Below are 25,519 nucleotides of genomic sequence, written 5' to 3'. Positions count from 1 at the left end.
TAATCCATGGCGTCTCTGCCCATCAGTCCTGTGAAATCGCCGCGCGCGCTGCTGCCTCTGGCGGCGGCGATCGGCGGCGGCTTCCTCGCGGCTGCGATTGTCCTGCTGACGCTCAACGATCGTGCGGTGGCGGTCGGGTTCGTCGCGGCGGGCATTCTCGCTGCGGGCGGCCTTGTCAGCGCCCGTCGCCTGCTGAGCAGTGAGGACGCAGCCGAACATCCCACCGACTGGGCCGTCGCGCACGCGCTCGCTGCCGCTTCGGACGATGCGCTGGCGGTCACGGACCGGGCGGGCCGCCTCGTCTGCGCCAATAGCCGTTATGAAGCGCTGTTCGCGGGCTGGCCTACGCCGCCCAGCCTGCCGGTGAGCGATGCCGCCGTCACCGCGCTCGGTGCGGCCGCACGCGCCGCGTGGCGTGATGGCGAGGGCAGGGCAGACAATATCCAGGTGTTCGGCGCTCCCGTCTCCGCGCGGGTGGCGCGGGTAGGCGATGAATCGCTGGTCTGGCGCTTCATCGGCGTTCAGGCGCTCGATCTGGCGGCGCAGGTCGAATCGGTGATCGACGGCAGCACCGGGGATCGGCTTGGCGGGGCGGGCATCATGGCCGTGATGGTCACGCCCGAAGGACGCATCCGCGCCGCCAATCGCGTCTTTCGCCTCCGCGCGCTGGGCAATGGCGATCAGCCTGCCGAGGGGCGCGATTTCGCCCGCTTGCTCATCACCGATAGCGTGGGGCTGGTTCGCTTTGAGCGGGAGGGGCTGACGGGAACGCCGCTGCGCGTCCTCCAGATTCCGTTCCTTGACGGCGATGACGCGCCGATGCTGGTCACGCTACTGGACGAGGAGCAGGGTGCGGCTGCGGCGCCTGCGATCGGCGGCAGCGCCACTGCGCATGTCCGCTCGCTGATCGCCTTGCTGCCCTCGGGCCTGGCGCTGGTCGATCGCGACGGGCGGTTCGTCAGCATGAACGACGCCTTTGTGAAGGCCACCCGCGTCAATGCCGCAGCGCCGCCGCTTTACCCCGGCGATCTCGTGGTTCGCGAGGACAAGGCGGCGCTTGCGGATGCCGTCCGCCGGTTCGCCAGCGGCGCGGCCCAATCGGCGGAGATGACTATCCGGCTCCACGACGCGCCGGAGGAGCCGGTCGCGATCACCATCGCCGGTGCGCGCGGTCTGGGCGATGCTGCGGTGCTCATCAGCCTCAAGGATTCGGGCGAGGAGGGGAAGCTCAAGCGCCAGGTTGCCCAGGCCACCAAGATGCAGGCGGTGGGCCAGCTTGCGGGTGGCGTCGCGCATGACTTCAACAATATCCTCACCGCGATCATCGGCCACTGCGATCTGATGCTGATGCGCCATTCGCCCGGCGACGGCGATTATGACGATATCCAGCAGATCCGCGCCAATTCGAACCGCGCGGCCTCGCTCACCCGCCAGCTTCTGGCTTTCTCGCGCCAGCAGACGCTGCGTCCCCAGGTCCTCCAGCTTCCCGACGTGATCTCGGAAGTCTCCAACCTGCTCAAGCGCCTTCTGGGCGAAACCGTCGTGCTGAATGTGAAGCATGGCCGCAATCTGGGCCCGGTTCGCGCCGATCCCGGCCAACTTGAACAGGTAGTTGTAAATCTCGCAGTCAACGCGCGTGATGCGATGCTTGCTGCAAATCCCAGCGGCGGCACGCTGACGATCGAAACATTGGCGGTAGCGGCCTCGCAGGTCCGCCAGATGGACGAAGATGTGCTCCCCGTCGGCGACTATACGGCGCTGCGCATCTCGGACACCGGCACTGGCATCCCGAACGACATTCTTCCGAAGATTTGGGAACCCTTCTTCACCACGAAGGAAGTGGGGAAGGGAACGGGCCTGGGCCTTTCCACCGTGTACGGTATCATCAAACAGTCCGGCGGCTTCATCTTCGCGGAGAACCTTCCCGGAGGCGGCGCAGAGTTCACCATCTACTTGCCGGTCCACGCCGCCGCCGAGGCGACTGTCGCGGCCAAGGGCCCCGCGGCCAGCTCCAAGCCCGCTGACACATGGGGCACCGGCACGATTCTGGTGGTCGAGGACGAGGACATGGTTCGCGCCGTGGCCGAACGCGCGCTCACGCGGCAGGGCTATACCGTGCTGACTGCCGAGAATGGCGAGGTCGCCCTCGAACTGCTGGACACGATCGAAAAGCCGGACCTGCTGGTTTCGGACGTCGTCATGCCCCTGATGGACGGGCCGACCATGGCGCGCCGCATTCGCGCCAAATGGCCCGATCTGCCGATCCTGTTCATGTCGGGCTATGCCGAGGAGCAGCTCCGCAAGTCGATCGACCTCGACAATGTCGCCTTCTTGCCGAAACCCTTTTCGGTACAGCAACTTGCCGAAGCCGCTCGTGACGTTCTCGCTGCAAAATAAGCGCTTGGCGTAACGAATCTTATCTGCAATTGGGCGAAAATGTCTGTTCGCAAGCGTATCCTTATCGTCGAGGACGAGCCCCTGATCGCCATGATGCTTGAGGATTTCCTCGACGCGCTGGACTATCAGGTCGCCGGAACCGCTGACACCGTCGCCTCCGCGCTCGCGCAGATCGGCGAGTGCGACGCTGCAATCCTCGACGTGAATCTGCGGGCAGGCGAGCAGAGCTGGCCAATCGCGGACAAGCTGGCCGAACTCGGCATACCCTTCGTTATCGCCACGGGCGGCGGCGGAGACATGATCGCGGAGGCGCATCGCGATCGCCCGGCGCTTTCCAAGCCTTTCACCATGGATTCGGTCGAAAAGGCGCTTGCGCGGCTTATATCACCAGCGCGATTTTCGGATCGTTGATCGTTCAGGAGCGTAAGGTTAAGCGCCCACTACTCTGTCTTCGGTTCTCCAGATTGATAGTCATCCGGCCATAATGGAGACAAAACAAGCGTATGTTATTTCGTAAATGATGTACTCTTTCTTCCACGGATCTGTGGAAGAGGAGGCGTTATGGCTCTGCGACTTTCAAGAGCTTCGGTGTTTGCTGGTGCCAGTCTGCTTGCGATGCTCAGTCTCGGGTCTTGCGGCTCCAAGCCGGCGCAGACCGTCGCCGCTGCCGTCGTCAATCCGTGCGGCGCCGATTATGCGGCGCTTTCGCCCGCGCTTCCGATGAATATCATTTCGAACGAGACGCAGATCGATTGTTTCGCCTGGGCCAGCTTCGTCGCGCTCAACTGGCAAGCCGATCCGGCGAAACCCGGCTATCCCGACCCCAGCGTGGGGCCCAGCGCTTTCGGCACCGGAACGGCGCCGCTCGTCTGGGAAACCTATAAGGAGGCGGCTGCGGTGTTCGGCCCCGTGCTGAAGGGCACTTGGCAGGACAAGCGCCCGGCGATCAAGGTGCTCACGCGGACGTCCAAAACCGGCGATCTGGACATGAGCGACATTACGCAGGCCGGCGGCGGGCATCACTGGCTGACCAGCCAGCGTGGCGACATCACCTATTACGAAGTGATGATGAACCGTGACGAGTTCGAGTTCATCACTTCGCAGCCGGGCTTCGACCTTACAACTGCGGCGGGCCAGCTCGCCTGTGCCATGCAGCCGGGCAAGCAGGACGGCGAAGATGGGCCGCACACGGGCCAGATGCGCGGCGGGCTGGTCCTGCCCGAAGGGCCGCATGTTGCCTGGGACGATATGGATTGCGCCGGAAATGTCCGCACATTCGGCGACAGTGTCGGCGCGATGGAGCTCAAGGCCTCATGGATTGCGCTCCCCGCCGATGGCTCGCTCAATTACCGGTACAAGACGGCGCTCGCAGAACTGGTCGATCCTGTGACCAAGGCGAAGCGCACTGTAACCGTCGGGCTCACCGGCCTGCACATCGCGCGCAAGCGATTCCCCATGCATCAATGGACCTGGGCAACCTTCGAGCATATCGACAACAGCCCCGATGAAGCCCTGAATGGCGGCTGGTCCGCGCCGGTGCTTCCGCCCAATCCCAACCAGAAGCCTTCGCCGGGATACACTTTCTTTAACCCCCAATGCGATCCTAAGGCCAATTCCTACAAGTGCGTTCATAACGCGCCGCCGGTCCGGTGCACGGCTTCGCAGATAGTCTGCAATCCATACAACGCACCGATGCAGATCACCCGGCTCAACCCGGTGCCCGCCGCAGCCAATGGCGTGACCGCATGGTTCTGGAGCCTGATGCCCGCGAAATCGGTGTTCAATTACTATCGTCTGGTCAACGTGCAGTGGCCGCAAACGCCCGGCAACCCGCAGACCCCCGGCGAAAAAATCCCACTGAACCAGGGCAATCCGAAGCCTGCCGGCAATCCGAACGGCAAGGGCAGCGCCGCGACCATCCTCTCGAACACGACGATGGAGAGTTTCGCGCAGGGCAAGGCCGCCTGCATGGATTGTCATGTCTTTGCCAGTATCGCCACGCCCAAGCTGCTCGAGGCGGGGCCGAATGGCCTGCGTCTGGCCAGCAAGGCGCCGCAATTCGCATCGGACTATAGCTTCATCTTCGAGACGGAGACGAAGCGGTGAGGGGTGGCCGTCGGCCTTCGCGTCGGGCGGTGAGCCTGGCTTTGCCCCGGGAACTCAGGCCTTGGGATGCGGCATCAGGACCACGCCCTTTCCAAAAGGCTCGGCATCGATCTCGTCCAGCTTGGCGATGAGTTCGGCGAAGAGGTCGTCATCGGCGATAGGAAAATGCCGCTCGAAGGTTGCCCCCAGCCGATCGAGGTCATTCTGTGTGAGAAATCCCACGGAAACTACACGGTCATCGGCCAAAATACGCACTCCTCGGCGCAATAACGCACCGATCGGCAATATGCTGCGTAACCGGCCCACGCTTCGTCGCATGCAGCCTATTCGATGACGCGGACGATATCCCCGACGCGAACCATGCCCTTCTTGGCCGGCGCGCCATATGCCCCATAGATATTTCCGAACTGGCCGGCGATCGTCCGCAGCACCTTGGGATCGCGCGCCGCATCGTCCGGATCGATCGTGACCATCGCGCAGCGCGGGATGCCTGCGGTCATCAGAAGCGCTGCGGCGTCGCTCCCATCGTCCGGGCCGAAGGCGATGCGCTTGCCCGCCCATTCCGCCTGCGATCGATCGCTATCGATCAGGATATTCGCACGGAAACGCCGCATATCGAGCGCCGATCCATGTGCTGCCTCCACCGCCCGGTGCGCAGCAGTCGTCACCACGGATACGGGCATCGCATCATAGGCCCCAATCGCGAGCTGCATCAGTCCGATCGGAGCGCCTGCGGCAGCCGACAGCCGCTCGAGCAATTCCGAATCATCGACATGCCCGCGCCACCCATCGGGCGCGACGACTTCCACGCGTGCGGTCTTGGGCGCATCCGGATCGGCGAAGCGCGCCGAATGCAGCACCAGTTCTGAAATGTCGCGCGCGGTCAGCCAGGGGAAGCGCGACCCCTTCTCGCGGAAGTAAAAGGCATATTGCCGGTCACCCTCCACCCCCTGCCAGTCGATCTCGGCAACCTGCAAAGCCTCGCCCGCCATAGACTTGACCGGAAAGCGATTGAGCGCCGCAACTGTGCCGATGATCTGCCCCATGCCGCGTGGCTAACGCAGGGGAAGGAAGGCGGCAATCGCGTTTTCCAGGGCTTCGCAGCCCTTCACCTCGCCGTTCTCAAAATAAATTATGTTCCGCACTTGTTCTTCTGGAACAAATGCAATACGAAGCCGTCAACAGCAACGATTACGGTAGACATCTTCAAGTGGCGAGGGCATCGAAAATGGCGGCATCTCTGAAGGTAATCGACAGCAACATGGCAGCTCCAACCACCGAAAAGCAGAAGGCGCTTGAAGCCGCCCTCGCGCAGATCGATCGTGCTTTCGGCAAGGGTAGCGCGATGCGCCTGGGTTCGAAGGAAGCGATGCAGGTCGAGGCGATCTCCACCGGTTCGCTTGGGCTCGATATCGCGCTCGGCGTTGGCGGCTTGCCGCGCGGCCGCGTGATCGAGATTTATGGTCCCGAAAGCTCGGGCAAGACCACGCTGGCGCTCCACACCATTGCAGAGGCGCAGAAGACCGGCGGGGTCGCCGCGTTTGTCGATGCCGAGCATGCGCTCGATCCGGTCTATGCGAAGAAGCTGGGTGTAAACATCGATGAACTGATCGTCTCGCAGCCCGATACCGGGGAGCAGGCGCTCGAGATCGTCGACACGCTGGTTCGCTCGAACGCGATCGACGTGCTTGTAGTCGATTCGGTCGCGGCCTTGGTGCCGCGTGCGGAAATCGAAGGCGAGATGGGTGACAGCCATGTCGGTCTTCAGGCCCGGTTGATGTCGCAGTCGCTGCGCAAGCTCACCGGCTCGATCAGCCGCTCGCGCTGCATGGTGATCTTCATCAACCAGCTGCGCATGAAGATCGGCGTGATGTACGGCAATCCAGAGACCACGACGGGCGGCAATGCGCTGAAATTCTACGCCTCGGTGCGCCTTGACATCCGTCGCACCGGCCAGATCAAGGACCGAGACGATATCATCGGCAACGCAACCCGCGTGAAGGTGGTGAAGAACAAGGTCGCGCCGCCGTTCAAGCAGGTTGAGTTCGACATCATGTATGGCGAAGGCGTGTCGAAGATTGGCGAGATCCTCGATCTCGGCGTCAAGGCCGGCCTGGTCGAGAAATCGGGCGCGTGGTTCAGCTATGACAGCGTCCGCATTGGTCAGGGCCGCGAGAACGCCAAGACGTTCCTCAAGGAGAATCCAGACCTCTGCAACCAGCTGGAAAAGGCTATCCGCACGCGCACCGAAAAGGTCGCCGAGGAAATGATGACCGGCCCCGAACCTGATGCCGAGGGCAGCGAGGATGATCTCTGATCGCTTCCATGTTTTTCAGGCCGCGACGGTGCTTGCCCGCACCGGACCAGCGGTCACGGGACATGTTCCCATTGGAGACCCGGCGCATTGCCCTGCGCCGGGTCTTTCCGCATGTTGCGTTCGCGCGTAACGTTATTTCACGAGACGCGGGAAAAGTGGGAAGCTAAGCCCCGAGCGGCAGGAGAGTGGTCATCACCATCATCGTCCATCACCTCGAAAACAGCCGCTCGCAGCGGGTGCTCTGGCTGCTCGAAGAGCTTGGCCTTCCCTATGAAGTGAAGCGTTATGAGCGGAACAAGCGGACGATGCTTGCCCCGCCCGAGCTGCGGAAGGTCCATCCGCTCGGCAAGTCGCCGGTCATCGAGCATGGCGGACGCGTGATCGCAGAGACGGGCGCGATCATCGAATATATCGTCGAGCTGGCCGATGGCCGTCTCGGCGCGCCCGCCCACCGTGACGATGCCCTCCGCTACCGCCACTTCCTCCATTATGCAGAGGGTTCGCTGATGCCGCCGCTGCTGCTCAAGCTGGTGCTCGGAAGGGTGCCGCTCTTCGGCAAGACCGCGCAGAAGAAAATCCAGCCGATGATCGACGTGCATTTCGATTATCTCGAGGCGGAACTCGCCCAGCGCCCCTGGTTCGCTGGCGGTGAGATGACCGCCGCGGACATCATGATGAGCTTCCCGCTCGAGGCCGGGGTTGCGCGCGCCGGCGCGACGCGCGGTCGTCCGCACATCGCGGCGTGGCTGGAGGAGATCCACGCCCGTCCCGCATACAAAGCGGCCCTCGCCGCTGGCGGACCCTATGCCTATGCTTGAACGCGGGCCCCGATCATCGTGCGTGTGCGCCACGCTCGATGATCGGGCCGTGCTCGCGATGGGTGGCGAGCTGGACGAGCAGTTTTTCGAGACGGTTGGGAATGCCGGCGATCATGGCGGCGATCAGTGGTGGCTCCATCTCGGGCGATGCGCGGCGTGCGGACAGCATTGGCTGATTGGCCAGGAGGAGCGCATCTATGACTGCATCTGCCTCCGGCGCCTGTCTTTCCAGGAGGCCGAGGAAATCACCGGGCGAGGGGAGTGGCCGGACGATTTTCAGACCTATGAGGCGTTGCTTCGCCTCGGATGCGCGCAGGGATGGACCGTCACCTTCCTGGATCGGCGCTCCGGGCCACTGATCGATACGGCCAAGGATCTTCGGGCAAGCCGTCCAGAAATCGGCGATGCCGAGATCGGCGCGCTGCTCGGCCTGACGGCGAAGCACGCGGCGGCGCTGTTTCGGCCGGAGGCTCCACTGCGCCGACTATACCGCAGACTGACCAACACCGGTTCCTGATCGCACGACGCCGGCCGGTGCCGCGCGATCTGGCCCCCTAGCGCGTCACGTCGGTAAAGTGATCGCGCTCCGGCGTCACGGGCGGCTTGATCCCGGCGACCGCCATTTCCGGGGATTCGGGAGGGTCGAGTTTCCCTTCCCAGCGCGCCACCACCACGCTGGCGACGGCGTTCCCGATCACGTTGGTCGCTGTGCGGCCCATGTCGAGGAAGTGATCGACCGCAAGGATAAGCAGGATGCCCGCCTCGGGAATGTCGAAGTGCGCGAGCGTGCCGGTGATCACCACCAGACTTGCACGCGGCACGCCGGCGATGCCCTTGCTGGTGACCATCAGGATCAGCAGCATCTGGATCATCGTCGCCCAATCGAGGTGGATGCCATAGGCCTGCGCGATGAAGATCGACGCGAACGTCATGTACATCATCGAACCATCGAGGTTGAACGAATAGCCAAGCGGCAGCACGAAGCTGGCGATCTTGGGCGGCACGCCGAACCGGTCGAGCGCGTCCAGTGTGCGCGGATAGGCGGCTTCCGACGAAGCCGTGGAGAAGCCCAGCAGGATCGGATCACGCAGATAGCGCAGCAGCATGCCTGTGCGCCGCCCGACGAACAGGAAGCAGGCACCGAGCAGGAACGCCCAGAGAACGGCGAGGCCGATATAAAAGCTGCCCATGAAGAAGGCGAGGTCGCCGATCACGCCCAGCCCCTTGGTCGCCAGCGTCCGCGCCACGGCGCAGAAAACTGCGATCGGCGCGAACAGCATGACATAGCCGGTGACGGTAAGCATGACGGTGACGAGCGCTTCGAGCCCGCGCACCAGCGGCGCACCCTTTTCCCCCGCCGCGGCCAGGCCGACGCCGAAGAACAGCGAGAAGATCACGATCTGGAGGATGTCGTTCTTTGCCATCGCGTCGATCGCGCTGGTCGGCACGATGTGGATGAAGAACTTGGCCACATCGAAGCCCGAGCGATCCACTCCACTGCTCGTCGCCACATCGGGCAGGGGCAGGTTGAGCCCGACGCCGGGGTGCAGCACGTTGACGAGGATCAGGCCCAGCGTGAGCGAAACCAGGCTCGCGCCGACGAACCACACGAAAGCCTTGAGGCCGACGCGTCCGATCGCGCTGCCGCCGCCCATGTGGGCGATACCCACAACGAGGGTGGAGACGACCAGCGGCGCGATGATCATCTTGATCAGATGCAGGAACATCTGCGTCGGGATGTCGAGATAGCCGGCGATCTTGGCCAGCTGGGCGGTGCCCGCTTCACCCAGCGGCGCATAGCTGGCGTTAAGCCCCCAGCCGAGCAGCCCACCGAGCAACAATCCGGCGATGATCCACCACGTCAGTCGCTTGCCCACGCATTTTCCTCTCTGTTCCCTGCATCCTAGAAAGGGATTGCACGGCTCCGGTCAAGCACCGTTTGGCGGCGTGCGGCCCCGCCATCCCCTTCTGGCGGCGGCCAAGTCGCGCGCAGCCGCCCCCTTGGCGCCCAGCTTTTCCTGCGCCTGCCCGCGAATCGCCAGCGCCACCGGGTCGTGCGGGCGGCGCTTGAGCGATGCGTCGGCGGCGGCCAGCGCAGCCCTGGCATCACCCTTGGCTAGCAAGGCAGCGGCTTCGTCGCGGCGCGGCGGATACCACCAGAGCGGAGGGTCGGCGAAGGTGGCAAGCGGCTTGGCCTCCTCGATCGCCGCGGCGCGGGCGAAATATTCGGCTGCCGGACCGGGCTTTTTCTCCAGCATCGCCACGCGCCCCAGCAGCACGTTGCGTGCCACCGCATAGATCGGCTTCAACACGCCATATTTGTCCTCGCGCTTGCTGCCGGGAATCCGCGCTGCCTCGGCGCGCGCGCCGCGCGCATCGCCGCGCCGCGCAAAGGCTTCGCCGCGCGCATATCGCCACAGCGCCCGCGCCGTGGAATGCGCCGCACCCGGATCGGCGACCCTCAGCATCTCGTCGGCACCGCCATAGCGCGCGACGGACATATAGGCGTTGCCCAGCACGAGCTGCGTGAACGGCTCCAGCTTGGGCGTCCGGCGCGCCATCGCCAGCATCGGTCGCGCCAGCTTGAGCGCGGTCTCTCCGTCGCCCGACATCAATGCGCCGCCCATTCCGAAATGCACGTTATGAACGTGATAGCTGAGCTTCCAGACCGGATCGGGCCCTTCTAGCCTTAGCCGGGCCGCGTTCGAGCGGTCAATCTCAACCGCACTCAGATTGGAAGTCGCCGCGTCGCCATAGCGGCCGATCCAGTAATAGGTATGCGATGGCATATGGACGAGATGGCTCGCGGCGGGCGCGACAATGCCCAGCCGATCGGCGAACTTCTCGGCGCGCATGGGATAGCCGGCGCCTTCGGTCGCGTGGATGTAGAAGTGGATCGCCGGCGCATAGTCCGGGTTGCGTCCCAGCACCGTTTCCAGCAGCTCGACGGGGCGCTTCATTGTCTCCGCGTTCCAGTCGCCCGCTGCGATCATATGCGCGTCCGCGGCGATCGTTGCGATCGCATCGTCGCCGGGGACCATGACTGCGATCTTGTCCATCGCATCAGCAAAGTCGCGATTGCCGTTCTTGCCGACATAGCGAAGCTTGAGCGCGCCGATCAGGTTGCGCTCGCGCACGGTCGCGTTGCCGGCGATCGCAAGCCTTTCCGCTTCTTCCGACATCGCAGCGAGCTTCTTCGCCTCGTCAGGCTTGATGCCGTAGTTGATCGTCGGTCCCGTGGACCATGCTTCACCCCAGGCGCACATCGCGCATTCCGGGTCGAGCCGGCGCGCTTCCTGGAACGCCTTGATTGCGGCCTTGTGCGCAAACGCCTGTGCCAGCTGCACGCCGTTCGTGAAAAATGCCTGTGCCTCGGCGCTCTTGGTCGCGATCTTGAAACCGCCGGGGCCATAGCCTTCGAGGAGGACGGTCTTGACCGCCGGGTCTTCGAGATCGCTGCTCCCACACCAGTTTCCGAGCGGCGGCGCTGCGAAATAGGGATCGGGCGCGGCCGTGCTGCCCAACAGCAGCACCATCGGCGCCAGCATCATCCGTCGCATGTCCGTCCCCTTCGTTTTCCCCGATGTGCAGGGAAGGGGATTGCGATGCCCCGGTCAAGCGCCATAAGCCATGACACCCTTGTTTTCGGAGACCGCTTTTGATCCTCAGCCGCCGCAAATTGATCGGCGCGACCACCGCGCTGCCCCTGCTGTCGATGCCGGGCCTCGTATCGGCCGCGTCTGCGGCGGAAGAATTGACGAACATCACCGGTGCCGCGCAACCGATCGGCCCGGAGGAGCGAGGACAGCGGATCGCGCGCGCGCAGAATCTGATGCAGGCGAGCCGCATGGGCTCGGTGGTAATCGAGCCGGGGTCGGCGCTCACTTATTTCACCGGAGTCGAATGGTGGCGCAGCGAGCGGCTGACCTGCGTGGTGATCCCTGCGGAAGGTGAGCCCTGCATCGTCACGCCGTTTTTCGAGGAACCCTCGGTACGGGAAAGCCTGGGCATCCCGGCCAGCATTCGCGTTTGGCAGGAAGACGAAGACCCGCTGAAGATCGTCGCTGGTTTCCTCAAGGAGCGGAAACTTGCCGCCCGGTCGATCGGTGTCGAGGAGACCAGTCGCTTCTTTATCGTAGATGGCCTGCAAAAGGCGCTGCCATCTGCGCGCATCGTCTCGGCGAATCCGGTGGTGCGCGGGTGCCGCATGATCAAGACCGCTCCCGAACTCGCGCTGATGCAGCTGGCCACCGATGTGACGCTCGCCGCCTATCGCTGGACCTATCCGCAGATTCGCGCCGGTATGACCCCGGCGGAAATCGGCGCGCTGATGGCTGCGGCGACGCGCAAGCTGGGCGGAAAGGTCGAGTTCAACCTGATTCTGCTGGGTGAGGCCGCCGCATATCCCCATGGTTCGGGCAAGCCGCAGACGGTGGTGCCAGGTGAGGTCGTGCTGATGGATTGCGGCTGCACGGTCCACGGCTATCAGTCAGACATCTCGCGGAGCTTCGTATTCGGTGAGGCGAGCGCCCATCAGCGCAAGGTGTGGGATCAGGTTGCGCGCGGCCAACAGATCGCTTTCGAAGCAGCGCAGCTGGGCAAGCCCGCCGGCAGCGTCGACGACGCGGTACGCCGCTATTATGCGAGCGAAGGATATGGCCCCGATTACAAGCTCCCCGGTTTGTCGCACCGCACCGGCCACGGCATCGGCATGGACGGTCATGAGCCGGTCAATCTGGTCCGCGGCGAAAAGACGTTGCTCGCACCGGGCATGTGCTTCTCGAACGAACCCGGGATCTACATCCCCGGAAGCTTCGGGATCCGGCTCGAAGATTGTTTCCATATGACCGCCAGCGGCCCGAAATGGTTCAGCACGCCGCCCAAGTCGCTGGATGCGCCGTTTGAATAGACCTTGCCCGTACTTGTCAGCCGATGCCTTGGCGGGCAGATTCGGTTGATGGACGCCCTGTTCCGTTTTCCTGCCGCACGCCGGCTCGATCCGGAGGTCGAAGCCTGGTTTGCGGGCGCCGGGGTGCTGGCTGGTCTGATCGAGCCCTGGTTCCAGCGGATGCGGGATTGCGGTGACGTAGGAGAGCTGATCCATGATGGGCGGCCTACTGCCTGTCTGGATGACGCCGCGTTCGCCTATGTCGACGTCCACTCGCAGCACGCGAATATCGGATTCTTCTTTGGCGCTTTTCTGGATGACCCGGCCGGTTTGCTGGAGGGATCCGGAAAGCGCATGCGCCACGTGAAGCTTGGGCCGGGCAAGATGCCGGATGAGGCGGCGCTCGATGCGCTCATCTTCACAGCCTGTCGAGACATTCGTCAGCGGCTCGCCGGAGCGGTGCCCTGAGAAGGAGAGTGCGGCATGTATGTATGCGGTCTCGTAATTCCTGTGCCGGAACATGGCATGGAGGCGTATCGTCGATGGGCCGAGAACGGTGCGAAATTCTTCAGGGAATATGGCTGCATCGAGATCGTCGAGAGCTGGGAAGATTTCACCCACGACGGCAAGCAGACCGACTTTCGCAAGGCCGTCGCGGCCCGGGAGGGAGAGAAGATCGTCTTCGTGTGGCAGGTCTGGCCTGACAAAGCCAGCTTCCAGGAGGCGGAGGAGCGCATGCACGATGATCCGCGCATGGATTCGGCTGGAGATCCGCCCTTTGATGCAGGACGCCTGATTCTGGGCTGCTTTGAACCTATAGCGAGCATGGGACGGGAATAGCGCGACGGCGCCCTGCGGCGGCGAACTTCGCCGCGCAACCGTTTCACTTGAGCGCAGGCGCATCACCCCCTAAGTCGCTCGGCATGACCTCGACGAACGACATCCGCCGCAGCTTCCTCGACTATTTCGAAAGGCAGGGGCATGCCCGCGTGCCCTCAGCGCCGCTGGTGCCGCACAATGATCCCACGCTGATGTTCGTCAATGCGGGCATGGTGCCGTTCAAGAACGTGTTCACCGGTCTTGAGACGCGGCCCTATTCCACCGCGACGAGCAGCCAGAAGTGCGTCCGCGCCGGCGGCAAGCACAATGATCTCGACAATGTCGGCTACACCGCCCGGCATCACACCTTTTTCGAGATGCTCGGCAATTTTTCCTTCGGCGATTATTTCAAGGAACAGGCGATCACCCATGCCTGGACCCTGCTGACCAGGGAATGGGGCATTCCGGCGGACAAGCTCACCGCCACCGTCTATCACACCGATGATCAGGCGTTCGATCTGTGGAAGAAGATTGCGGGCCTGCCCGAGGAGCGGATCATCCGCATTCCCACCAAGGACAATTTCTGGGCGATGGGCCCCGATGGTCCGTGCGGCCCGTGCTCCGAGATCTTCTACGATCATGGCGACCATATCTGGGGCGGCCCTCCCGGCAGCCCGGAAGAGGATGGCGACCGCTTCGTCGAGATCTGGAACCTAGTCTTCATGCAGCATCTGCAGGAAGCCGATGTCATCGTCAGCGATCTGCCGCGCCCCAGCATCGACACCGGCATGGGGCTGGAGCGTGTTGCCGCGGTGCTCCAGGGCGTTCACGACAATTATGACACCGACACCTTCAAGGCGCTCATCGCGGAGAGCGGCGTGCTGACCGGCTCGGCAACCACCGGCGAGAATCAGGCGAGTCACCGCGTGATTGCCGATCACCTGCGCGCGTCGGGCTTCCTCGTTGCGGACGGCGTGCTGCCCGCCAATGAGGGCCGCGGTTATGTGCTCCGCCGCATCATGCGCCGCGCGATGCGTCATGCGCATCTGCTTGGTGCCAAGGATCCGCTGATGCACCGAATGGTGCCGGCTTTGGTTGCTGAGATGGGCGCCGCCTATCCCGAGCTGGTCCGTGCGCAGCCCCTGATCGAAGCCACGCTGCTTCAGGAAGAAACGCGTTTCCGCCAGACGCTAGCCAACGGCCTGCGCCTGCTCGACGAAGCGACCGCAAACATGGCCGAAGGCGGCACGCTGCCCGGCGAAACTGCGTTCAAGCTCTACGATACGTTCGGATTCCCCTATGACCTGACCGAGGACGCGCTGCGCGGCCAGGGGATGACCGTCGATCGCGAAGGTTTTGACGCGGCGATGGCGCAGCAAAAGGCCGCCGCCCGCGCCGCATGGAAGGGGTCCGGTGCCAAGGCTTCGGACGATGTCTGGTTCGACATTGCCGAAGAGCTGGGGAGCACCGAATTTACCGGCTATAACGGCACCGAGGGCGAAGGGCAGGTCGTCGCAATCGTCAGGGATAACGCGCGCGTGGACAAGGCCGGGGCTGGCGACGAGGTCATTATCCTCACCAATCAGACGCCCTTCTACGGTGAATCGGGCGGTCAGATGGGCGATGCCGGACGCATCGCGAACGACAAGTTTTCCGCGACGGTTGAGGATACCAGCAAACCGCTGGGCCGGCTCCACGCGCATCATGCCACGATCAACAGCGGCGAGCTGAGCGTGGGCGACACGGTGAAGCTCTCGGTCGACGCCGCACGCCGCGATCAGATCCGGGCGAACCATTCGGCGACCCATCTGGTCCACGCGGCGCTTCGCAACCGCCTGGGCGGCCATGTCACGCAAAAGGGCAGCTTGGTTGCGGCGGATCGCTTCCGCTTCGATTTCTCGCACCCTGCCGCGCTGACTCCGCAGGAGATTGCGGACGTTGAAGCCGATGTAAACGCCCAGATCCGCCACAATGAGAGCGTCGGTACGCGTCTGATGACGCCCGAAGACGCGATCGCCGCGGGCGCGATGGCGCTGTTCGGCGAGAAATATGGCGATGAGGTCCGCGTGCTTTCGATGGGCCGTGGCGACGGCAAGCATTATTCGGTCGAACTGTGCGGCGGCACGCATGTTAACGCCACCGGCGATATCGGCGTGTTCAAGATCGTCTCCGAAAGCGCCGTCTCGTCGGGCATCCGCCGTATCGAGGCGCTGACAGGCGAGGCTGCACGCCTGTGGCTAAATGCGCGCGACGAACGGCTGAAAGAGGCTGCCGCCGCGCTCAGGACCTCGCCCGATGACGTGCCCGCGCGTGTCGCGGCGCTGGTTGAGGAACGCCGCAAGCTCGAACGCGAGCTCGCCGATGCTAAGAAGGCGCTGGCGATGGGCGGCGGCGGTGCGGCTGCACCCAGCGGCCCGGAGGAAGTCAGCGGCGTCAACTTTATCGGACAGGTAATCGACGGACTCGATCCTAAGGAGCTTCGTGGCGCAGTCGACGAGGCAAAGGGCCGTATCGGCTCGGGTGTCATCGCACTCGTCGCAGTCAATGAAGGCCGTGCATCGGTCGCGGTGGGCGTGACGCCGGGCGTGGCGTTCAATGCGGTCGACCTCGTCAAGGCTGCGGTGGCCGCGCTGGGCGGGCAGGGCGGCGGTGGTCGTCCGGACATGGCGCAGGGGGGCGGACCCGACGGCAGCAAGGGCGCAGAAGCACTCGCCGCCGTCCGTACCGCGCTGGCGAGCGTCGCTGCCTGAGATCCTGCTCCCCGGCCCAGCCGGGGAGCGCTTCAGTGGTTTATTGGCCGACCTTGTAGCCGTCCGCCGGACTCACCCATTTTGTCTTCTGGGTCATCTCGGGACGGATCTCGCCATCGAGTGTCACAGTCACCGTGCCGTCTGCCGCTTCGGTGCTGCAGCCCATCTTTCCATCCATAGGCGCCAGCGCGCCTGCCATCTGGCTGCGCACCGCCGTCGCCACGGCATCATTCGCGGGTTGGCCGTCCATCTCGATCTTTGCCGCTTCGAAATCGGCCTTGTTGACCGGCCCGCACAGCGCGCCATCCTTCACCGTGCCAGGTGAGGTCACCGTCAGCGTGATCAGCGGCGTGGGCGCGATCAGCAGCGTGGTCGTGCTCTCAAAGCTGCCATCTGCCTTGATCTTGTAGCTGGTCACGCCGATGCAGGTCTTGTTGGCTTCATTGGGCATCACGCATTGGATCTTGCCGGCGCGCGCCTGGGCCAGCGGATCGGCACCGGGGCCGGCAGCGGACGCGGCGAGGATCAGTAGAGCTTCAAGCATCGGTCAACTCCTGCGGGATTTGGTTGACCAAAGCATGCGCCTCGCCCGCTTTCTCGGCAAGCACAAAGCCCAGCCGTTCAGCCCGGCACGCTATCCTTGCGGATACGGCGCAGGCGCGGCTCGCGATCCATGCCGACTGCTTCCTTGATCGCCTTGCGCATCTTGTCCCGTTCCTCGTGGATCGACGCGATCACAGGGCCCACCCCGATGCCCAGATCGACCAGCAGCGCCTCGGACAATTGCAGCGAGCTTTCCAGCGTCTCGGGCACTGCGTCGCTGGCTCCGGCCTTGTACAGTTCGGCGGCATGGGCCGCGTCGCGGGCGCGGGTGATGATCGGCAGCTCGGGCACCCAGCCGCGCACGCGCCGGGTCAGGCGGACGGTAAGCACCGGATCGTCCATCGTCAGGATAAGCGCCTTGGCGTGGCCCAGGTTGAGCCGGTCCACCAGCTCGCTGCGCGTCACATCGCCGAACATCACCGAATAGCCTTCCTTGCGGGCGGCGTTCACATTGTCGACATCGGCGTCGACGCCGATATAGGGCAGGCTGTGGCGCTGGAGCATGTCCGCCACTGTGCGCCCGACGCGGCCGAAGCCGAGCACCACGGTGCCGGGGCCGGCATGATCGATCGCGATATCCGCCGCGACGCCGTCGCCGCCCTGCTGCCGTTCGATCAGCCGCGCGATCCGCCGCCCGACATAGGCCAGCATCGGTGTGGCCGTCAGGCCGATCGCCGTTACAGTTGTCCAGAACGCCGCGTCCTTCGGTGCGATCAGTCCGGCAGTGGCTGCGACGCCGAGAACGATCAGTGTGGTTTCCGACGGGCTCGACATCAGCACGCCGGTTTCCGCCGCCGTGCTCACCCGTGATCCCGTGAGCTTGAGCAGCCCCATGGTCACGCCGGCCTTCACGATCAGCACCATCAGCACTGCGCCCAGCAATGTGGCCCAATTTTCTAGTACGAAAGCCAGGTTGAGCTGCATGCCCACAGTGATCAGGAACACACCCAGCGCCAGGCCCTTGAAGGGCGCGGTGATCGCCTCGACTTCGGTGTGATATTCGGTCTCGGCGATCAGCAGGCCCGCGATCAGCGCCCCCACGATCGGGGAAAGCCCCGCAGCCGTGGTTGCCAGGCTGGCCGCGATCACGACCAGCAGGCTGGCGGCTAGGAAGAGCTCAGGACTCTTGGTCCGCGCCGCCTGACCGAACATCCGCGGCAACAGGAGGCGCCCGCCAACAAACAATATCGCGACCGTCACCGCGCCCTTGCCCAGCACGCTGACCAGCGACATCCAGCCCGCATCGGCCGCAGCGGGGGCCATCGCGCCGAGCATGAAGATGATCGGAACGAGCGCCAGATCCTCGAACAGCAGCATTGCGAACGCGGACTTTCCGACCGGGCTCGTCGTCCCGGCGATTGGCAGCACCAAGGCGGTGGAAGACAGGGCCAGCGCGAGGCCCATCCCGATCGCGCCGTTCATGCCCATGCCCGCCAGGTACAGAGCCATGCCCAGGATAAGCGCCGAGCCGGCAAGCTCTGCCGCGCCGACACCGAACACCAGGTTCCGCAATCCCCATAGGCGTTTGAACGACAGCTCCAGGCCGATCGAGAACAAGAGCAGGATGATGCCGAATTCGGCGAACGGCTCGATCGTGTGCGTATCGGAGATCGTGAAGTAATAGAGCCAGGGCTGTTCGGGCACCAGCGTGCCAAGCCCCGCGGGGCCGACCAGGATGCCGACCAGGATGAAACCGATAACCGGGCTGATCTTGAAACGGGCGAATGCCGGAATGACCAGTCCAGCCGCGCCCAGGATTACGAGTGCATCGCTGAAACCGCTGTTCTGAAGGCTGATCATGGCGCATTTTAAGCAGGCGAGGGCGGATTTGTCATGGGGGCGTAATGACAGAATCCGAAATATGCCCGGAAGTCTGCATCGTCGGCGGTGGTCCTGCGGGAATGGTGGCCGGGCTGCTTTTCGCGCGCGCCGGTGTGCACACGCTTGTGATCGAAAAGCACGCCGACTTCCTGCGTGATTTTCGCGGCGACACCGTCCACCCCTCGACGCTTAATCTGTTCGATGAATTGGGGTTGCTGGACGCGCTGCTTGAACGCCCGCATGACAAGGTGGAGGACGTCGAAGCGGTGCTGGGTGGCCATGCCTATCGTATCGCCGATTTCACCCATTTGCCCGGGCGCGGCAAGTTTGTTGCGATGATGCCGCAATGGGAATTTCTCGATTTCGTCGCGCAGGAGGCGAAACGCTATCCCTGCTTCGATCTGCGGATGCGGACGGAGGGGGTGGAAGCCATCGAGCGCGACGGGCGCGTGACGGGCGTGCGCACCGCAGATGGCCTGGAGATTCCGGCCAGGCTGGTGATCGCGGCCGACGGCCGTGGATCCACGCTGCGCGCGGGATTGCCGTTGCGTGATCTGGGGGCACCGATCGATGTGCTCTGGTTTCGCGTCCCCAAGCGGCGCACGCCGGGCAACCAGACCCAGGGCTATATTGCGGGCGGCGAGATGATCGTGGCAATCGATCGCGGCGAGTATTTCCAGTGCGCCAGGGTGATCGAAAAGGGCAAAGCGGCGGTCGTGCTCGGGCGCGGAATCGACGCGTTCCGAGCCGAGGTGGAGAGCGTCGTGGTCCCCGCGCGGGGGCTGATGCATGCCCTGGCGAGCCTAGACGACGTCAAGCTGCTGAGCGTGACCCTCGATCGGCTAACCCGCTGGTCTCGCCCCGGCCTGCTCGCCATTGGCGACGCCGCCCACGCGATGTCGCCAGTGGGCGGGGTGGGGATCAACCTTGCCATCCAGGACGCAGTTGCCGCCGCCAATATCCTTGCAGCGCCGATCGCGCTGGGCCGCGATCCGGATCGCTTGCTTGCCCGGGTGCAGGCGCGGCGCGAATTCCCGGTCCGGGTGATCCAGGCGGTGCAGCACACGGCGCACCGAACGGTGATCCGCGCCGCGCTTGCCGGCACGGTGCAGAGAGCGCCCTGGATCATCCGGTTGCTCGATCGCGCGCCCTTGTTGCAGCGTATCCCCGCGCGCGTCCTGGGGCTTGGCATCCGCCGGGAGCATATCCGCTCCCCCAGGGCCTAGTGATCGCTGCTATACACCGCCACGCTCGGCGCGATCGGATCGAAACGTACCCAGAGCGCGATCGCCAGCGCAAATACCGCGAACAGCCCCGCGAGCAGCGCCGCCCTCCGCATGGCGCCTCGCTGCGGGATCTCCGGGATCAGCGGCAGGATCAGCACAGCGCTCAGCCCGAGCGGCAATAGCATCGCAAACGGCATGCCGGGGCCCACAGCCTGGAACAGGGCGTGTCCCATAGTCAGCATATAGCCCGCGCCCAGCGCTGCCGCCGCAGCTGATACCCAAAGCCCCAGACGCGGCCCGCGCCACCGGGTAACCGCCGCGCCAATCCCACCCAGAAGCAGCGGCAGATATAGCGGAAACGCCGCCGTCGGCGCCATCGCCTGCGCCACCGCCGCCAGCATCAGGAACGGCGCGGCCATGCCCGCCACCATCGCGGGCAAGGCTTCGCGCTTCACGGGCCGTCCCAGGATCAGCGCCGCCGCCGTCAGGCACAGCAAAGCCGCCTGCAGTTCCAGCCGCGGGATCGCCGCCAAACGATCATAATAATTGGTCTCGCCACCAGAGCCGGAAGCCAGGTTGCCGAGATAAAGCAGCACGCCGGAAAGCACGGCCAGCAGCAGCGAGACAGCGACGCCGGGCAGGAAATTGCGCCACGATCCGCCCCATCCGGCATAGCCATAGGCGGCTGCCGCGCCGATCACGAACAGCCATCCCGCCCATGCCGCGTAGGCGACGAACGCCAGCCCGAACAAATCGTAGAATACCCGGTCCGGTGCCTTGCCGGGGAGTTGGGGTGTCGCGAGCAGCGCGCGGCTCAGGTCCAGCGTCTGCCGCCCCATATCCTGCAGCGCGCCCTGATCGAGCGCGTCGGGCGTCGCCAGCGGCGAATGATACAGCCCCGATCGTCCGATAAACGCAAAGTTGAAACCCGGCACATCCTGCCGCTTTGCGACGGTATAGTCCGTGGAGTTCGGCAGGTGATTATAGACGAACACGCTGAGCGAGGTGCCGACCGGACGGCGGACCGCTCCCGCAAATAGATCGATCATCGCGCCGTTCTGATCGCCCGTCTCGAACATGGATGCACGACCGCCGCCGCCGCGCGTTTCCAGGTTGATGATCACGCCGACGCGCGCGCGCGCCGGATCCTGCCGGAAAAACTGTTCGGCGCCATCCAGTCCGAGTTCCTCGCCATCGGTGAGCAGCACCATCAGCGTGCGCTCCGGCTGGACGCCGCTGGCGCGGATAGCGCGTACCGTCTCCAGGATCGATGCAACCCCCGCGGTATCGTCAGCAGCGCCGGGCGATCCCCATACGGTGTCGTGATGCGCCATCAGCAGTAGTGCGGGCTTACCCGGATCGCGGCCCGGCAGCGTCGCGATCAGGTTAATCGCCCGCGCCGGCTCCGCACTGCCCCGCCATTTGTCGAGCCGCGCCTGGGCACGGGCGCCGACCGGCGCGCTGCTCGTGGTGACGGTCATGCCCAGCGATTGGAGCCGCGCGGTCAGATATGCGCGAACCCTGGCATTCTCCGCGCTACCGGTAGGGTGCGGCGCGCGGGCGATTTCGCGGACGTCCGCCATCGCGCGCGTTGCCGAGAATTCGGTCGGCGGCGCATCCTGCGCGGCTGGCCGGGGCGTCGTGGTTGCGATCACCGCCAGCAGCACCGCGCCCGCAACGGCAATCAGCAGATATGCCCAGTTCTTCATTGCACCCGCTCCCTTGGGCGCTGAGCCTATCGATGGCGTCTGGCGCCCACAAACAAAAAGGGCGGCCCTAAGCCGCCCCTTCCGTTCCTAGATTGAGCGGGGAAGCTCAGTTCCAGCTCGCCATTTCCTTCTCGAGGTTGACGCGAATCTGCTCGAAGAACTGCTCGGTGGTCATCCATGCCTGCTCCGGGCCGATAAGCAGCGCCAGATCCTTGGTCATGTGGCCGGCTTCGACGGTCTCGATGCAGACGCGCTCGAGCGTTTCGGCGAACTTGGTCACGTCCGGCGTGTTGTCGAATTTGCCGCGGAACGACAGGCCCTGCGTCCAGGCGAAGATCGATGCGATCGGGTTGGTCGAGGTCGCCTTGCCCTGCTGATGCATGCGGTAGTGGCGCGTCACGGTGCCGTGCGCCGCTTCGGCTTCGATCGTCTTGCCGTCCGGCGACATCAGCACCGAGGTCATCAGGCCGAGCGAGCCGAAGCCCTGCGCGACGGTGTCCGACTGGACGTCGCCGTCGTAATTCTTGCAGGCCCAGACGAACTTGCCGCTCCACTTGAGCGCCGATGCGACCATGTCGTCGATCAGGCGGTGCTCATAAACGATGCCCGCCGCCTTGAACTTGTCGGCGAATTCGGCGTCGAACACTTCCTGGAACAGGTCCTTGAAGCGGCCGTCATAGGCCTTGAGGATCGTGTTCTTGGTCGAAAGATACAGCGGCCAGCCGCGATCGAGCGCATAATTCATGCTCGCCTTGGCGAAATCGCGGATCGAATCGTCGAGGTTGTACATCCCCATCGCCACACCGGCCGAGGGATAGTTGAACACTTCGCGCTCGATGGTTTCGCCATTGTCGCCTTCCCAGACTATGCGCAGCTTGCCCGGGCCGGGGACACGGAAGTCGGTCGCGCGATACTGGTCGCCATAAGCGTGGCGGCCCACGACGATCGGGTCGGTCCAGCCGGGGACGAGGCGGGGAACGTTCTTGATGACGATCGGCTCGCGGAACACGACGCCGCCCAGGATGTTGCGGATGGTGCCGTTCGGCGACTTCCACATCTGCTTCAGCCCGAATTCCTCGACGCGCGCTTCGTCGGGGGTGATCGTGGCGCACTTCACGCCGACGCCATACTTCTTGATCGCCTCAGCCGAATCGATCGTGATCTGATCGTCGGTCTCGTCGCGCTTCTGGACAGAAAGGTCGTAATATTTCAGGTCGATATCGAGGTAGGGGAGGATCAGCCGCTCACGGATCCACTGCCAGATGATCCGCGTCATTTCGTCGCCGTCGATCTCCACGACGGGCGTTGCAACCTTGATCTTCGCCATATTCTCGCTCGTTCCTCATCAAAGGGGTTTGGCGAGCGTCTAGGAGCATGGGGAAGGGGGATCAAGCGCCCCGATGGCTCCTCAGTCCTTCCAGGCCCACCACAATTGCGCCGGCGGGATGTTCACCCATTCCATGGCATGGTCGATCCGCGGGAAATAGGGCGCGAAGAAATTCCGCACCTTGGGGTTGTACTGATAGACCAGAAAGGCACCGCCGGGACGAATGATCTCGCTGGTCGCCTTGGCGATCGCGTCGCCTACGCCGGGGGGAAGGGTGGAGAAAGGAAGGCCCGACGCGATGTAGTCAGCATGCTCGAAACCGTGATCCTTGACGATCTGCTTGATGTCGGCAGCCGAGCCCAACACGGCGGAAAAGCGCGAATCGATGATCGTCGCGCGCAGATAAGCGATGAAATCCGGGTTGGTATCGATCACAACGAGCTTGGCGTCGGGTGCGAGGCGATCAAGGATGGGGCGCGTAAAGGTGCCGACGCCAGGGCCGTATTCGACGAACAATTTGCACTGGTCGAAATCGACCTTGCTCAGCATGTGGCGCACCAGTCGTTGCGACGATGATGCAATGGCACCAACCATCACCGGATGTTTGAAGAACCCCTTGAGGAACATCATCGCTGGCGAGGGCAGGCCGGCGGCGCGGCGGCGGCTTCGGCGCTCTGCTGCGGTCGATGCGGGCATGGATAATATTCTCGCGATTGTTGTGATGGGCGATCCAGCGCCCTGCGCAAAAACGAACGAACATTCAAGCGTTGAGGTTCATTCGGTGCGGTTTGCGCGTCGGAAACGGTGGAGAAGTCGCCGAACGCCGAAGTCGTCGTCGCAGGACGATCCGTCTAGGAAAGAGGGTAAGGGCGGGCTAGAGGGCGATCATGGCATCCCTCGATAAACCGCCCCTCGGCACCACCACCGTCAAATGGCGCTTTCCGGAAATTCATCCAGAGGGCCGGAAATATGTGGCGATTGCTGCTGCCATCGCCTTGTTCAGCCTCTTCGTTTTTGACTTCATTACCTGGCCGCTGGTGTTCCTGACGCTTGGAGTCGCGGCATTCTTCCGCGATCCGGTGCGCGTGACCCCGCAGGGGGAGGGGCTGATCGTTTCGCCCGCCGACGGTCTCATCACGATGATCGAGCGTGTCGAGCTTCCGCCTGAGCTGCGCGGACCGCAGGCGCTGGGCGACAAGCCGATGATCCGCGTCTCGGTGTTCATGAGCGTGTTCGACGTGCATGTGAACCGCACGCCGGTGACCGGCACGATCAAGCACGTCATCTATATCAGCGGCAAGTTCATGAACGCTGACTTCGACAAGGCCAGCGAAGAGAATGAGCGGCAGCATTTCGTGGTCGAGGACAGGAATGGCGTCCGTTTTGGCTTCACGCAGATCGCGGGGCTGGTTGCCAGACGCATCGTCGCGTTCGTCAAGGCGGGCGACATGGTTGTCGCGGGGCAGCGCATCGGCTTGATCCGGTTTGGCAGCCGCGTCGATGTTTTCCTTCCCGAAGGTTATGGTTGTGCGGTCGCCCTCGGCCAGCGGGCAGTCGCGGGCGAGACGATCCTCGCCAAGCGCGGCATCGCTGACATGGCCGGCGTTTCGCAGTGAGCAGGGTCCCCCGCGTCCGGCGGGTGCGCGGGGCGCGGCCGCCGCGCCTGCCGCGCGGCATCCCGTTGCGAACCATTGCACCCAATGCCGTGACGGCGGCTGCGCTCTGTTCGGGGCTTACCGCGATCCGCTTTGCGATGGACGCGAAGTGGGAACAAGCCGTGGTGATGGTGCTGATCGCTGCAGTGCTCGACGGGATCGATGGCAAGGTCGCGCGCCTGATGCGGGGCGAAAGCCGTTTCGGGGCCGAGCTGGACAGCCTGTCCGACGCGATTGCGTTCGGCGTTGCGCCGGCGCTGATCCTTTATCTCTGGTCGCTTCAGAATCTCGGCAATTTCGGCTGGATGGTGGCGCTGGTCTATGCGCTTTTCTGCGTGCTGCGCCTCGCGCGCTTCAACGCAGGGATCGACAATGAGGATCAGCCCCACAAATCGGCGGGGTTCCTGACGGGCGTTCCGGCTCCCGCCGGTGCCTTGCTTGCGATGGCGCCTCTATATCTGTGGCTGTCCACGCAGGAGCCACATCTGCCCATGCCCTATATCGTGGCGCCCTGGACCGTTCTGGTCGCGCTGCTGATGATATCGAGCATCGCCACCTTCACCCCGGCGGTTCGCCTGAAACAGCGTATTCGCTTCGAAGTGCTGGTGATCCTTGCCGCACTGATCGCCGCATTGATCTCGGCGCCCTGGCCAACCCTCACTGCGATAGCGGTCGCCTATCTGGCGACGATCCCCTTCAGCATCCGCAGCTACCGGCGGGTCAGGCTGCAGCGCGCAGCGGCGAGCGTGCGACCGGACGAACCGGCGGTGCCCGGCGCACCGTAACGCGCGGCGCGGACATCGGCAGGGCCGGAATTGCGGGCACGAACAGCGCGCGGTAGCGATGAAGCTGCGGCCGAATGCTGCTGTACAGCGTCCATGCCGATGCGGCGAATGCGGTTGCGAACAGCAGCGTAGCAAACAGAGCAGTCATCATCCGGTCCTTCTTCGCCCAGGTGGCTGGAATCCTGCGGGTTTTCCAAACCGCTGTACCCCGGCGGACGTTCCCCGTCCGCCCTATGAACCGGTTATGTTCCGCTGATGTTCCAGTGTCAAGCGCTCTTGTTCCGTTTGTGTTCTAAAA

At 64.1% G+C, this 25,519-nt stretch carries 23 protein-coding genes; 13 read left to right on the top strand and 10 right to left on the bottom strand.

Going from position 1 to position 25,519, the window contains the following annotated elements; all coding sequences use genetic code 11:
- Positions 1 to 6 precede the first annotated feature (6 nt).
- From SSO01S_RS04150 to SSO01S_RS04140, 3 genes are all read left to right on the top strand, one after another.
- On the top strand, positions 7 to 2,397 hold the full coding sequence (locus tag SSO01S_RS04150) for a hybrid sensor histidine kinase/response regulator (protein ID WP_066795600.1): 2,391 nt from the start codon (positions 7 to 9) through the stop codon (positions 2,395 to 2,397).
- 39 nt (positions 2,398 to 2,436) lie between these two features.
- Entirely contained in the window at positions 2,437 to 2,808 is a 372-nt protein-coding gene (locus SSO01S_RS04145) for a response regulator (RefSeq protein ID WP_066795598.1), read from the top strand.
- A gap of 150 nt (positions 2,809 to 2,958) precedes the next feature.
- A complete protein-coding gene (locus SSO01S_RS04140; RefSeq protein ID WP_083942834.1) occupies positions 2,959 to 4,503 on the top strand; it encodes a hypothetical protein in 1,545 nt (514 codons plus the stop codon).
- 54 nt (positions 4,504 to 4,557) lie between these two features.
- Here SSO01S_RS04140 and SSO01S_RS04135 read toward each other — a convergent pair whose 3' ends face one another.
- Positions 4,558 to 4,758 (bottom strand): hypothetical protein, encoded by a 201-nt coding sequence (locus tag SSO01S_RS04135; RefSeq protein ID WP_245646570.1) that lies wholly within the window; start codon positions 4,756 to 4,758, stop codon positions 4,558 to 4,560.
- Positions 4,759 to 4,826: 68 nt separating this feature from the next.
- Positions 4,827 to 5,549, bottom strand: a complete 723-nt coding sequence (locus SSO01S_RS04130; protein ID WP_066795582.1) for an MOSC domain-containing protein — start codon at positions 5,547 to 5,549, stop codon at positions 4,827 to 4,829.
- Positions 5,550 to 5,731: 182 nt separating this feature from the next.
- Here SSO01S_RS04130 and recA point away from each other — a divergent pair, with 182 nt between their 5' ends.
- The 3 genes from recA (at position 5,732) to SSO01S_RS04115 (ending at position 8,155) form a co-directional block, all read left to right on the top strand.
- A complete protein-coding gene (gene recA / locus SSO01S_RS04125) occupies positions 5,732 to 6,820 on the top strand; it encodes a recombinase RecA (protein WP_066795574.1) in 1,089 nt (362 codons plus the stop codon).
- 191 nt (positions 6,821 to 7,011) lie between these two features.
- Positions 7,012 to 7,638 carry a glutathione S-transferase family protein gene (locus SSO01S_RS04120; protein WP_066796280.1) on the top strand — a complete coding sequence of 209 codons (627 nt, stop codon included), beginning with the start codon at positions 7,012 to 7,014 and terminating at the stop codon, positions 7,636 to 7,638.
- A 22-nt stretch (positions 7,639 to 7,660) separates the two neighbouring features.
- Complete coding sequence (locus SSO01S_RS04115) at positions 7,661 to 8,155, top strand: hypothetical protein (RefSeq protein ID WP_066795571.1); 495 nt, start codon at positions 7,661 to 7,663, stop codon at positions 8,153 to 8,155.
- Positions 8,156 to 8,192: 37 nt separating this feature from the next.
- Here the strand turns inward: SSO01S_RS04115 and SSO01S_RS04110 are convergent, their stop codons facing one another.
- Entirely contained in the window at positions 8,193 to 9,515 is a 1,323-nt protein-coding gene (locus SSO01S_RS04110; RefSeq protein WP_066795569.1) for a dicarboxylate/amino acid:cation symporter, read from the bottom strand.
- A 51-nt stretch (positions 9,516 to 9,566) separates the two neighbouring features.
- Entirely contained in the window at positions 9,567 to 11,198 is a 1,632-nt protein-coding gene (locus tag SSO01S_RS04105) for a hypothetical protein (protein ID WP_083942833.1), read from the bottom strand.
- Between the two features lie 155 nt (positions 11,199 to 11,353).
- Between SSO01S_RS04105 and SSO01S_RS04100 the strand changes: the two genes are divergently transcribed.
- The 4 genes from SSO01S_RS04100 to alaS all read left to right on the top strand — a co-directional run bounded on the left by SSO01S_RS04100 (position 11,354) and on the right by alaS (position 16,095).
- The gene (locus tag SSO01S_RS04100) at positions 11,354 to 12,547 is read left to right on the top strand and encodes a M24 family metallopeptidase (RefSeq protein WP_083942856.1); all 1,194 of its coding nucleotides are present in this window, start codon (positions 11,354 to 11,356) and stop codon (positions 12,545 to 12,547) included.
- 48 nt (positions 12,548 to 12,595) lie between these two features.
- On the top strand, positions 12,596 to 12,994 hold the full coding sequence (locus SSO01S_RS04095; RefSeq protein WP_066795566.1) for a DUF1801 domain-containing protein: 399 nt from the start codon (positions 12,596 to 12,598) through the stop codon (positions 12,992 to 12,994).
- A gap of 15 nt (positions 12,995 to 13,009) precedes the next feature.
- Positions 13,010 to 13,366, top strand: coding sequence for a DUF1428 domain-containing protein (locus SSO01S_RS04090; RefSeq protein WP_066795564.1), 357 nt, complete (start codon positions 13,010 to 13,012; stop codon positions 13,364 to 13,366).
- Positions 13,367 to 13,449: 83 nt separating this feature from the next.
- A complete protein-coding gene (alaS, locus tag SSO01S_RS04085) occupies positions 13,450 to 16,095 on the top strand; it encodes an alanine--tRNA ligase (protein ID WP_066795562.1) in 2,646 nt (881 codons plus the stop codon).
- Between the two features lie 40 nt (positions 16,096 to 16,135).
- On the opposite strand, the gene SSO01S_RS04080 is transcribed toward alaS, so the two are convergent.
- Together SSO01S_RS04080 and SSO01S_RS04075 are read right to left on the bottom strand one after the other, a co-directional pair.
- Positions 16,136 to 16,639: a hypothetical protein gene (locus SSO01S_RS04080; protein WP_066795542.1), complete on the bottom strand. Its 504-nt coding sequence runs from the start codon at positions 16,637 to 16,639 to the stop codon at positions 16,136 to 16,138.
- Between the two features lie 77 nt (positions 16,640 to 16,716).
- Positions 16,717 to 18,498 (bottom strand): cation:proton antiporter domain-containing protein, encoded by a 1,782-nt coding sequence (locus SSO01S_RS04075; protein WP_066795539.1) that lies wholly within the window; start codon positions 18,496 to 18,498, stop codon positions 16,717 to 16,719.
- 44 nt (positions 18,499 to 18,542) lie between these two features.
- Here SSO01S_RS04075 and SSO01S_RS04070 point away from each other — a divergent pair, with 44 nt between their 5' ends.
- Positions 18,543 to 19,745, top strand: a complete 1,203-nt coding sequence (locus SSO01S_RS04070; protein ID WP_066795537.1) for an FAD-dependent oxidoreductase — start codon at positions 18,543 to 18,545, stop codon at positions 19,743 to 19,745.
- Here the strand turns inward: SSO01S_RS04070 and SSO01S_RS04065 are convergent.
- From SSO01S_RS04065 to SSO01S_RS04055, 3 genes are all read right to left on the bottom strand, one after another.
- Positions 19,742 to 21,454: a M20/M25/M40 family metallo-hydrolase gene (locus SSO01S_RS04065; RefSeq protein ID WP_066795535.1), complete on the bottom strand. Its 1,713-nt coding sequence runs from the start codon at positions 21,452 to 21,454 to the stop codon at positions 19,742 to 19,744. The two genes, SSO01S_RS04070 and SSO01S_RS04065, sit on opposite strands and share 4 nt — an antisense overlap.
- A gap of 106 nt (positions 21,455 to 21,560) precedes the next feature.
- Positions 21,561 to 22,781 carry an NADP-dependent isocitrate dehydrogenase gene (locus tag SSO01S_RS04060; protein WP_066795533.1) on the bottom strand — a complete coding sequence of 407 codons (1,221 nt, stop codon included), beginning with the start codon at positions 22,779 to 22,781 and terminating at the stop codon, positions 21,561 to 21,563.
- A gap of 81 nt (positions 22,782 to 22,862) precedes the next feature.
- Entirely contained in the window at positions 22,863 to 23,477 is a 615-nt protein-coding gene (locus tag SSO01S_RS04055; protein ID WP_066795531.1) for a class I SAM-dependent methyltransferase, read from the bottom strand.
- A 191-nt stretch (positions 23,478 to 23,668) separates the two neighbouring features.
- On the opposite strand from SSO01S_RS04055, the gene SSO01S_RS04050 reads away from it, so the two are divergent.
- Positions 23,669 to 24,397, top strand: a complete 729-nt coding sequence (locus SSO01S_RS04050) for a phosphatidylserine decarboxylase (protein WP_066795528.1) — start codon at positions 23,669 to 23,671, stop codon at positions 24,395 to 24,397.
- Positions 24,394 to 25,221 (top strand): CDP-diacylglycerol--serine O-phosphatidyltransferase, encoded by an 828-nt coding sequence (pssA, locus tag SSO01S_RS04045; RefSeq protein WP_066795526.1) that lies wholly within the window; start codon positions 24,394 to 24,396, stop codon positions 25,219 to 25,221. The genes SSO01S_RS04050 and pssA overlap by 4 nt, the downstream gene beginning before the upstream one ends.
- Here pssA and SSO01S_RS17700 read toward each other — a convergent pair.
- Entirely contained in the window at positions 25,157 to 25,369 is a 213-nt protein-coding gene (locus tag SSO01S_RS17700; protein WP_169798311.1) for a hypothetical protein, read from the bottom strand. The genes pssA and SSO01S_RS17700 overlap by 65 nt on opposite strands.
- Positions 25,370 to 25,519: the final 150 nt, after the last annotated feature.

The organism is Sphingomonas soli NBRC 100801, from assembly GCF_001591025.1.
GTDB classification, from domain to species: Bacteria; Pseudomonadota; Alphaproteobacteria; order Sphingomonadales; family Sphingomonadaceae; genus Sphingomonas; species Sphingomonas soli.
The sequence above is the reverse complement of the archived record's forward strand: the minus strand, read 5'-3'. Positions and strand labels throughout refer to the sequence as shown.

What these genes read in the sequence shown, in the direction of transcription:
- SSO01S_RS04055 (WP_066795531.1), bottom strand. Translation starts at nt 23,477, where the DNA reads ATGCCCGCATCGACCGCAGCAGAGCGCCGAAGCCGCCGCCGCGCCGCC.
- SSO01S_RS04095 (WP_066795566.1), top strand. Translation starts at nt 12,596, where the DNA reads ATGGACGCCCTGTTCCGTTTTCCTGCCGCACGCCGGCTCGATCCGGAG.
- SSO01S_RS04105 (WP_083942833.1), bottom strand. Translation starts at nt 11,198, where the DNA reads ATGCGACGGATGATGCTGGCGCCGATGGTGCTGCTGTTGGGCAGCACG.
- SSO01S_RS04140 (WP_083942834.1), top strand. Translation starts at nt 2,959, where the DNA reads ATGGCTCTGCGACTTTCAAGAGCTTCGGTGTTTGCTGGTGCCAGTCTG.
- SSO01S_RS04080 (WP_066795542.1), bottom strand. Translation starts at nt 16,639, where the DNA reads ATGCTTGAAGCTCTACTGATCCTCGCCGCGTCCGCTGCCGGCCCCGGT.
- SSO01S_RS04075 (WP_066795539.1), bottom strand. Translation starts at nt 18,498, where the DNA reads ATGATCAGCCTTCAGAACAGCGGTTTCAGCGATGCACTCGTAATCCTG.
- recA (WP_066795574.1), top strand. Translation starts at nt 5,732, where the DNA reads ATGGCGGCATCTCTGAAGGTAATCGACAGCAACATGGCAGCTCCAACC.
- alaS (WP_066795562.1), top strand. Translation starts at nt 13,450, where the DNA reads ATGACCTCGACGAACGACATCCGCCGCAGCTTCCTCGACTATTTCGAA.
- SSO01S_RS04060 (WP_066795533.1), bottom strand. Translation starts at nt 22,781, where the DNA reads ATGGCGAAGATCAAGGTTGCAACGCCCGTCGTGGAGATCGACGGCGAC.
- SSO01S_RS04130 (WP_066795582.1), bottom strand. Translation starts at nt 5,549, where the DNA reads ATGGGGCAGATCATCGGCACAGTTGCGGCGCTCAATCGCTTTCCGGTC.
- SSO01S_RS04090 (WP_066795564.1), top strand. Translation starts at nt 13,010, where the DNA reads ATGTATGTATGCGGTCTCGTAATTCCTGTGCCGGAACATGGCATGGAG.
- SSO01S_RS04145 (WP_066795598.1), top strand. Translation starts at nt 2,437, where the DNA reads ATGTCTGTTCGCAAGCGTATCCTTATCGTCGAGGACGAGCCCCTGATC.
- SSO01S_RS04100 (WP_083942856.1), top strand. Translation starts at nt 11,354, where the DNA reads ATGCCGGGCCTCGTATCGGCCGCGTCTGCGGCGGAAGAATTGACGAAC.
- SSO01S_RS04150 (WP_066795600.1), top strand. Translation starts at nt 7, where the DNA reads ATGGCGTCTCTGCCCATCAGTCCTGTGAAATCGCCGCGCGCGCTGCTG.
- SSO01S_RS04065 (WP_066795535.1), bottom strand. Translation starts at nt 21,454, where the DNA reads ATGAAGAACTGGGCATATCTGCTGATTGCCGTTGCGGGCGCGGTGCTG.
- SSO01S_RS04070 (WP_066795537.1), top strand. Translation starts at nt 18,543, where the DNA reads ATGACAGAATCCGAAATATGCCCGGAAGTCTGCATCGTCGGCGGTGGT.
- SSO01S_RS04050 (WP_066795528.1), top strand. Translation starts at nt 23,669, where the DNA reads ATGGCATCCCTCGATAAACCGCCCCTCGGCACCACCACCGTCAAATGG.
- SSO01S_RS17700 (WP_169798311.1), bottom strand. Translation starts at nt 25,369, where the DNA reads ATGACTGCTCTGTTTGCTACGCTGCTGTTCGCAACCGCATTCGCCGCA.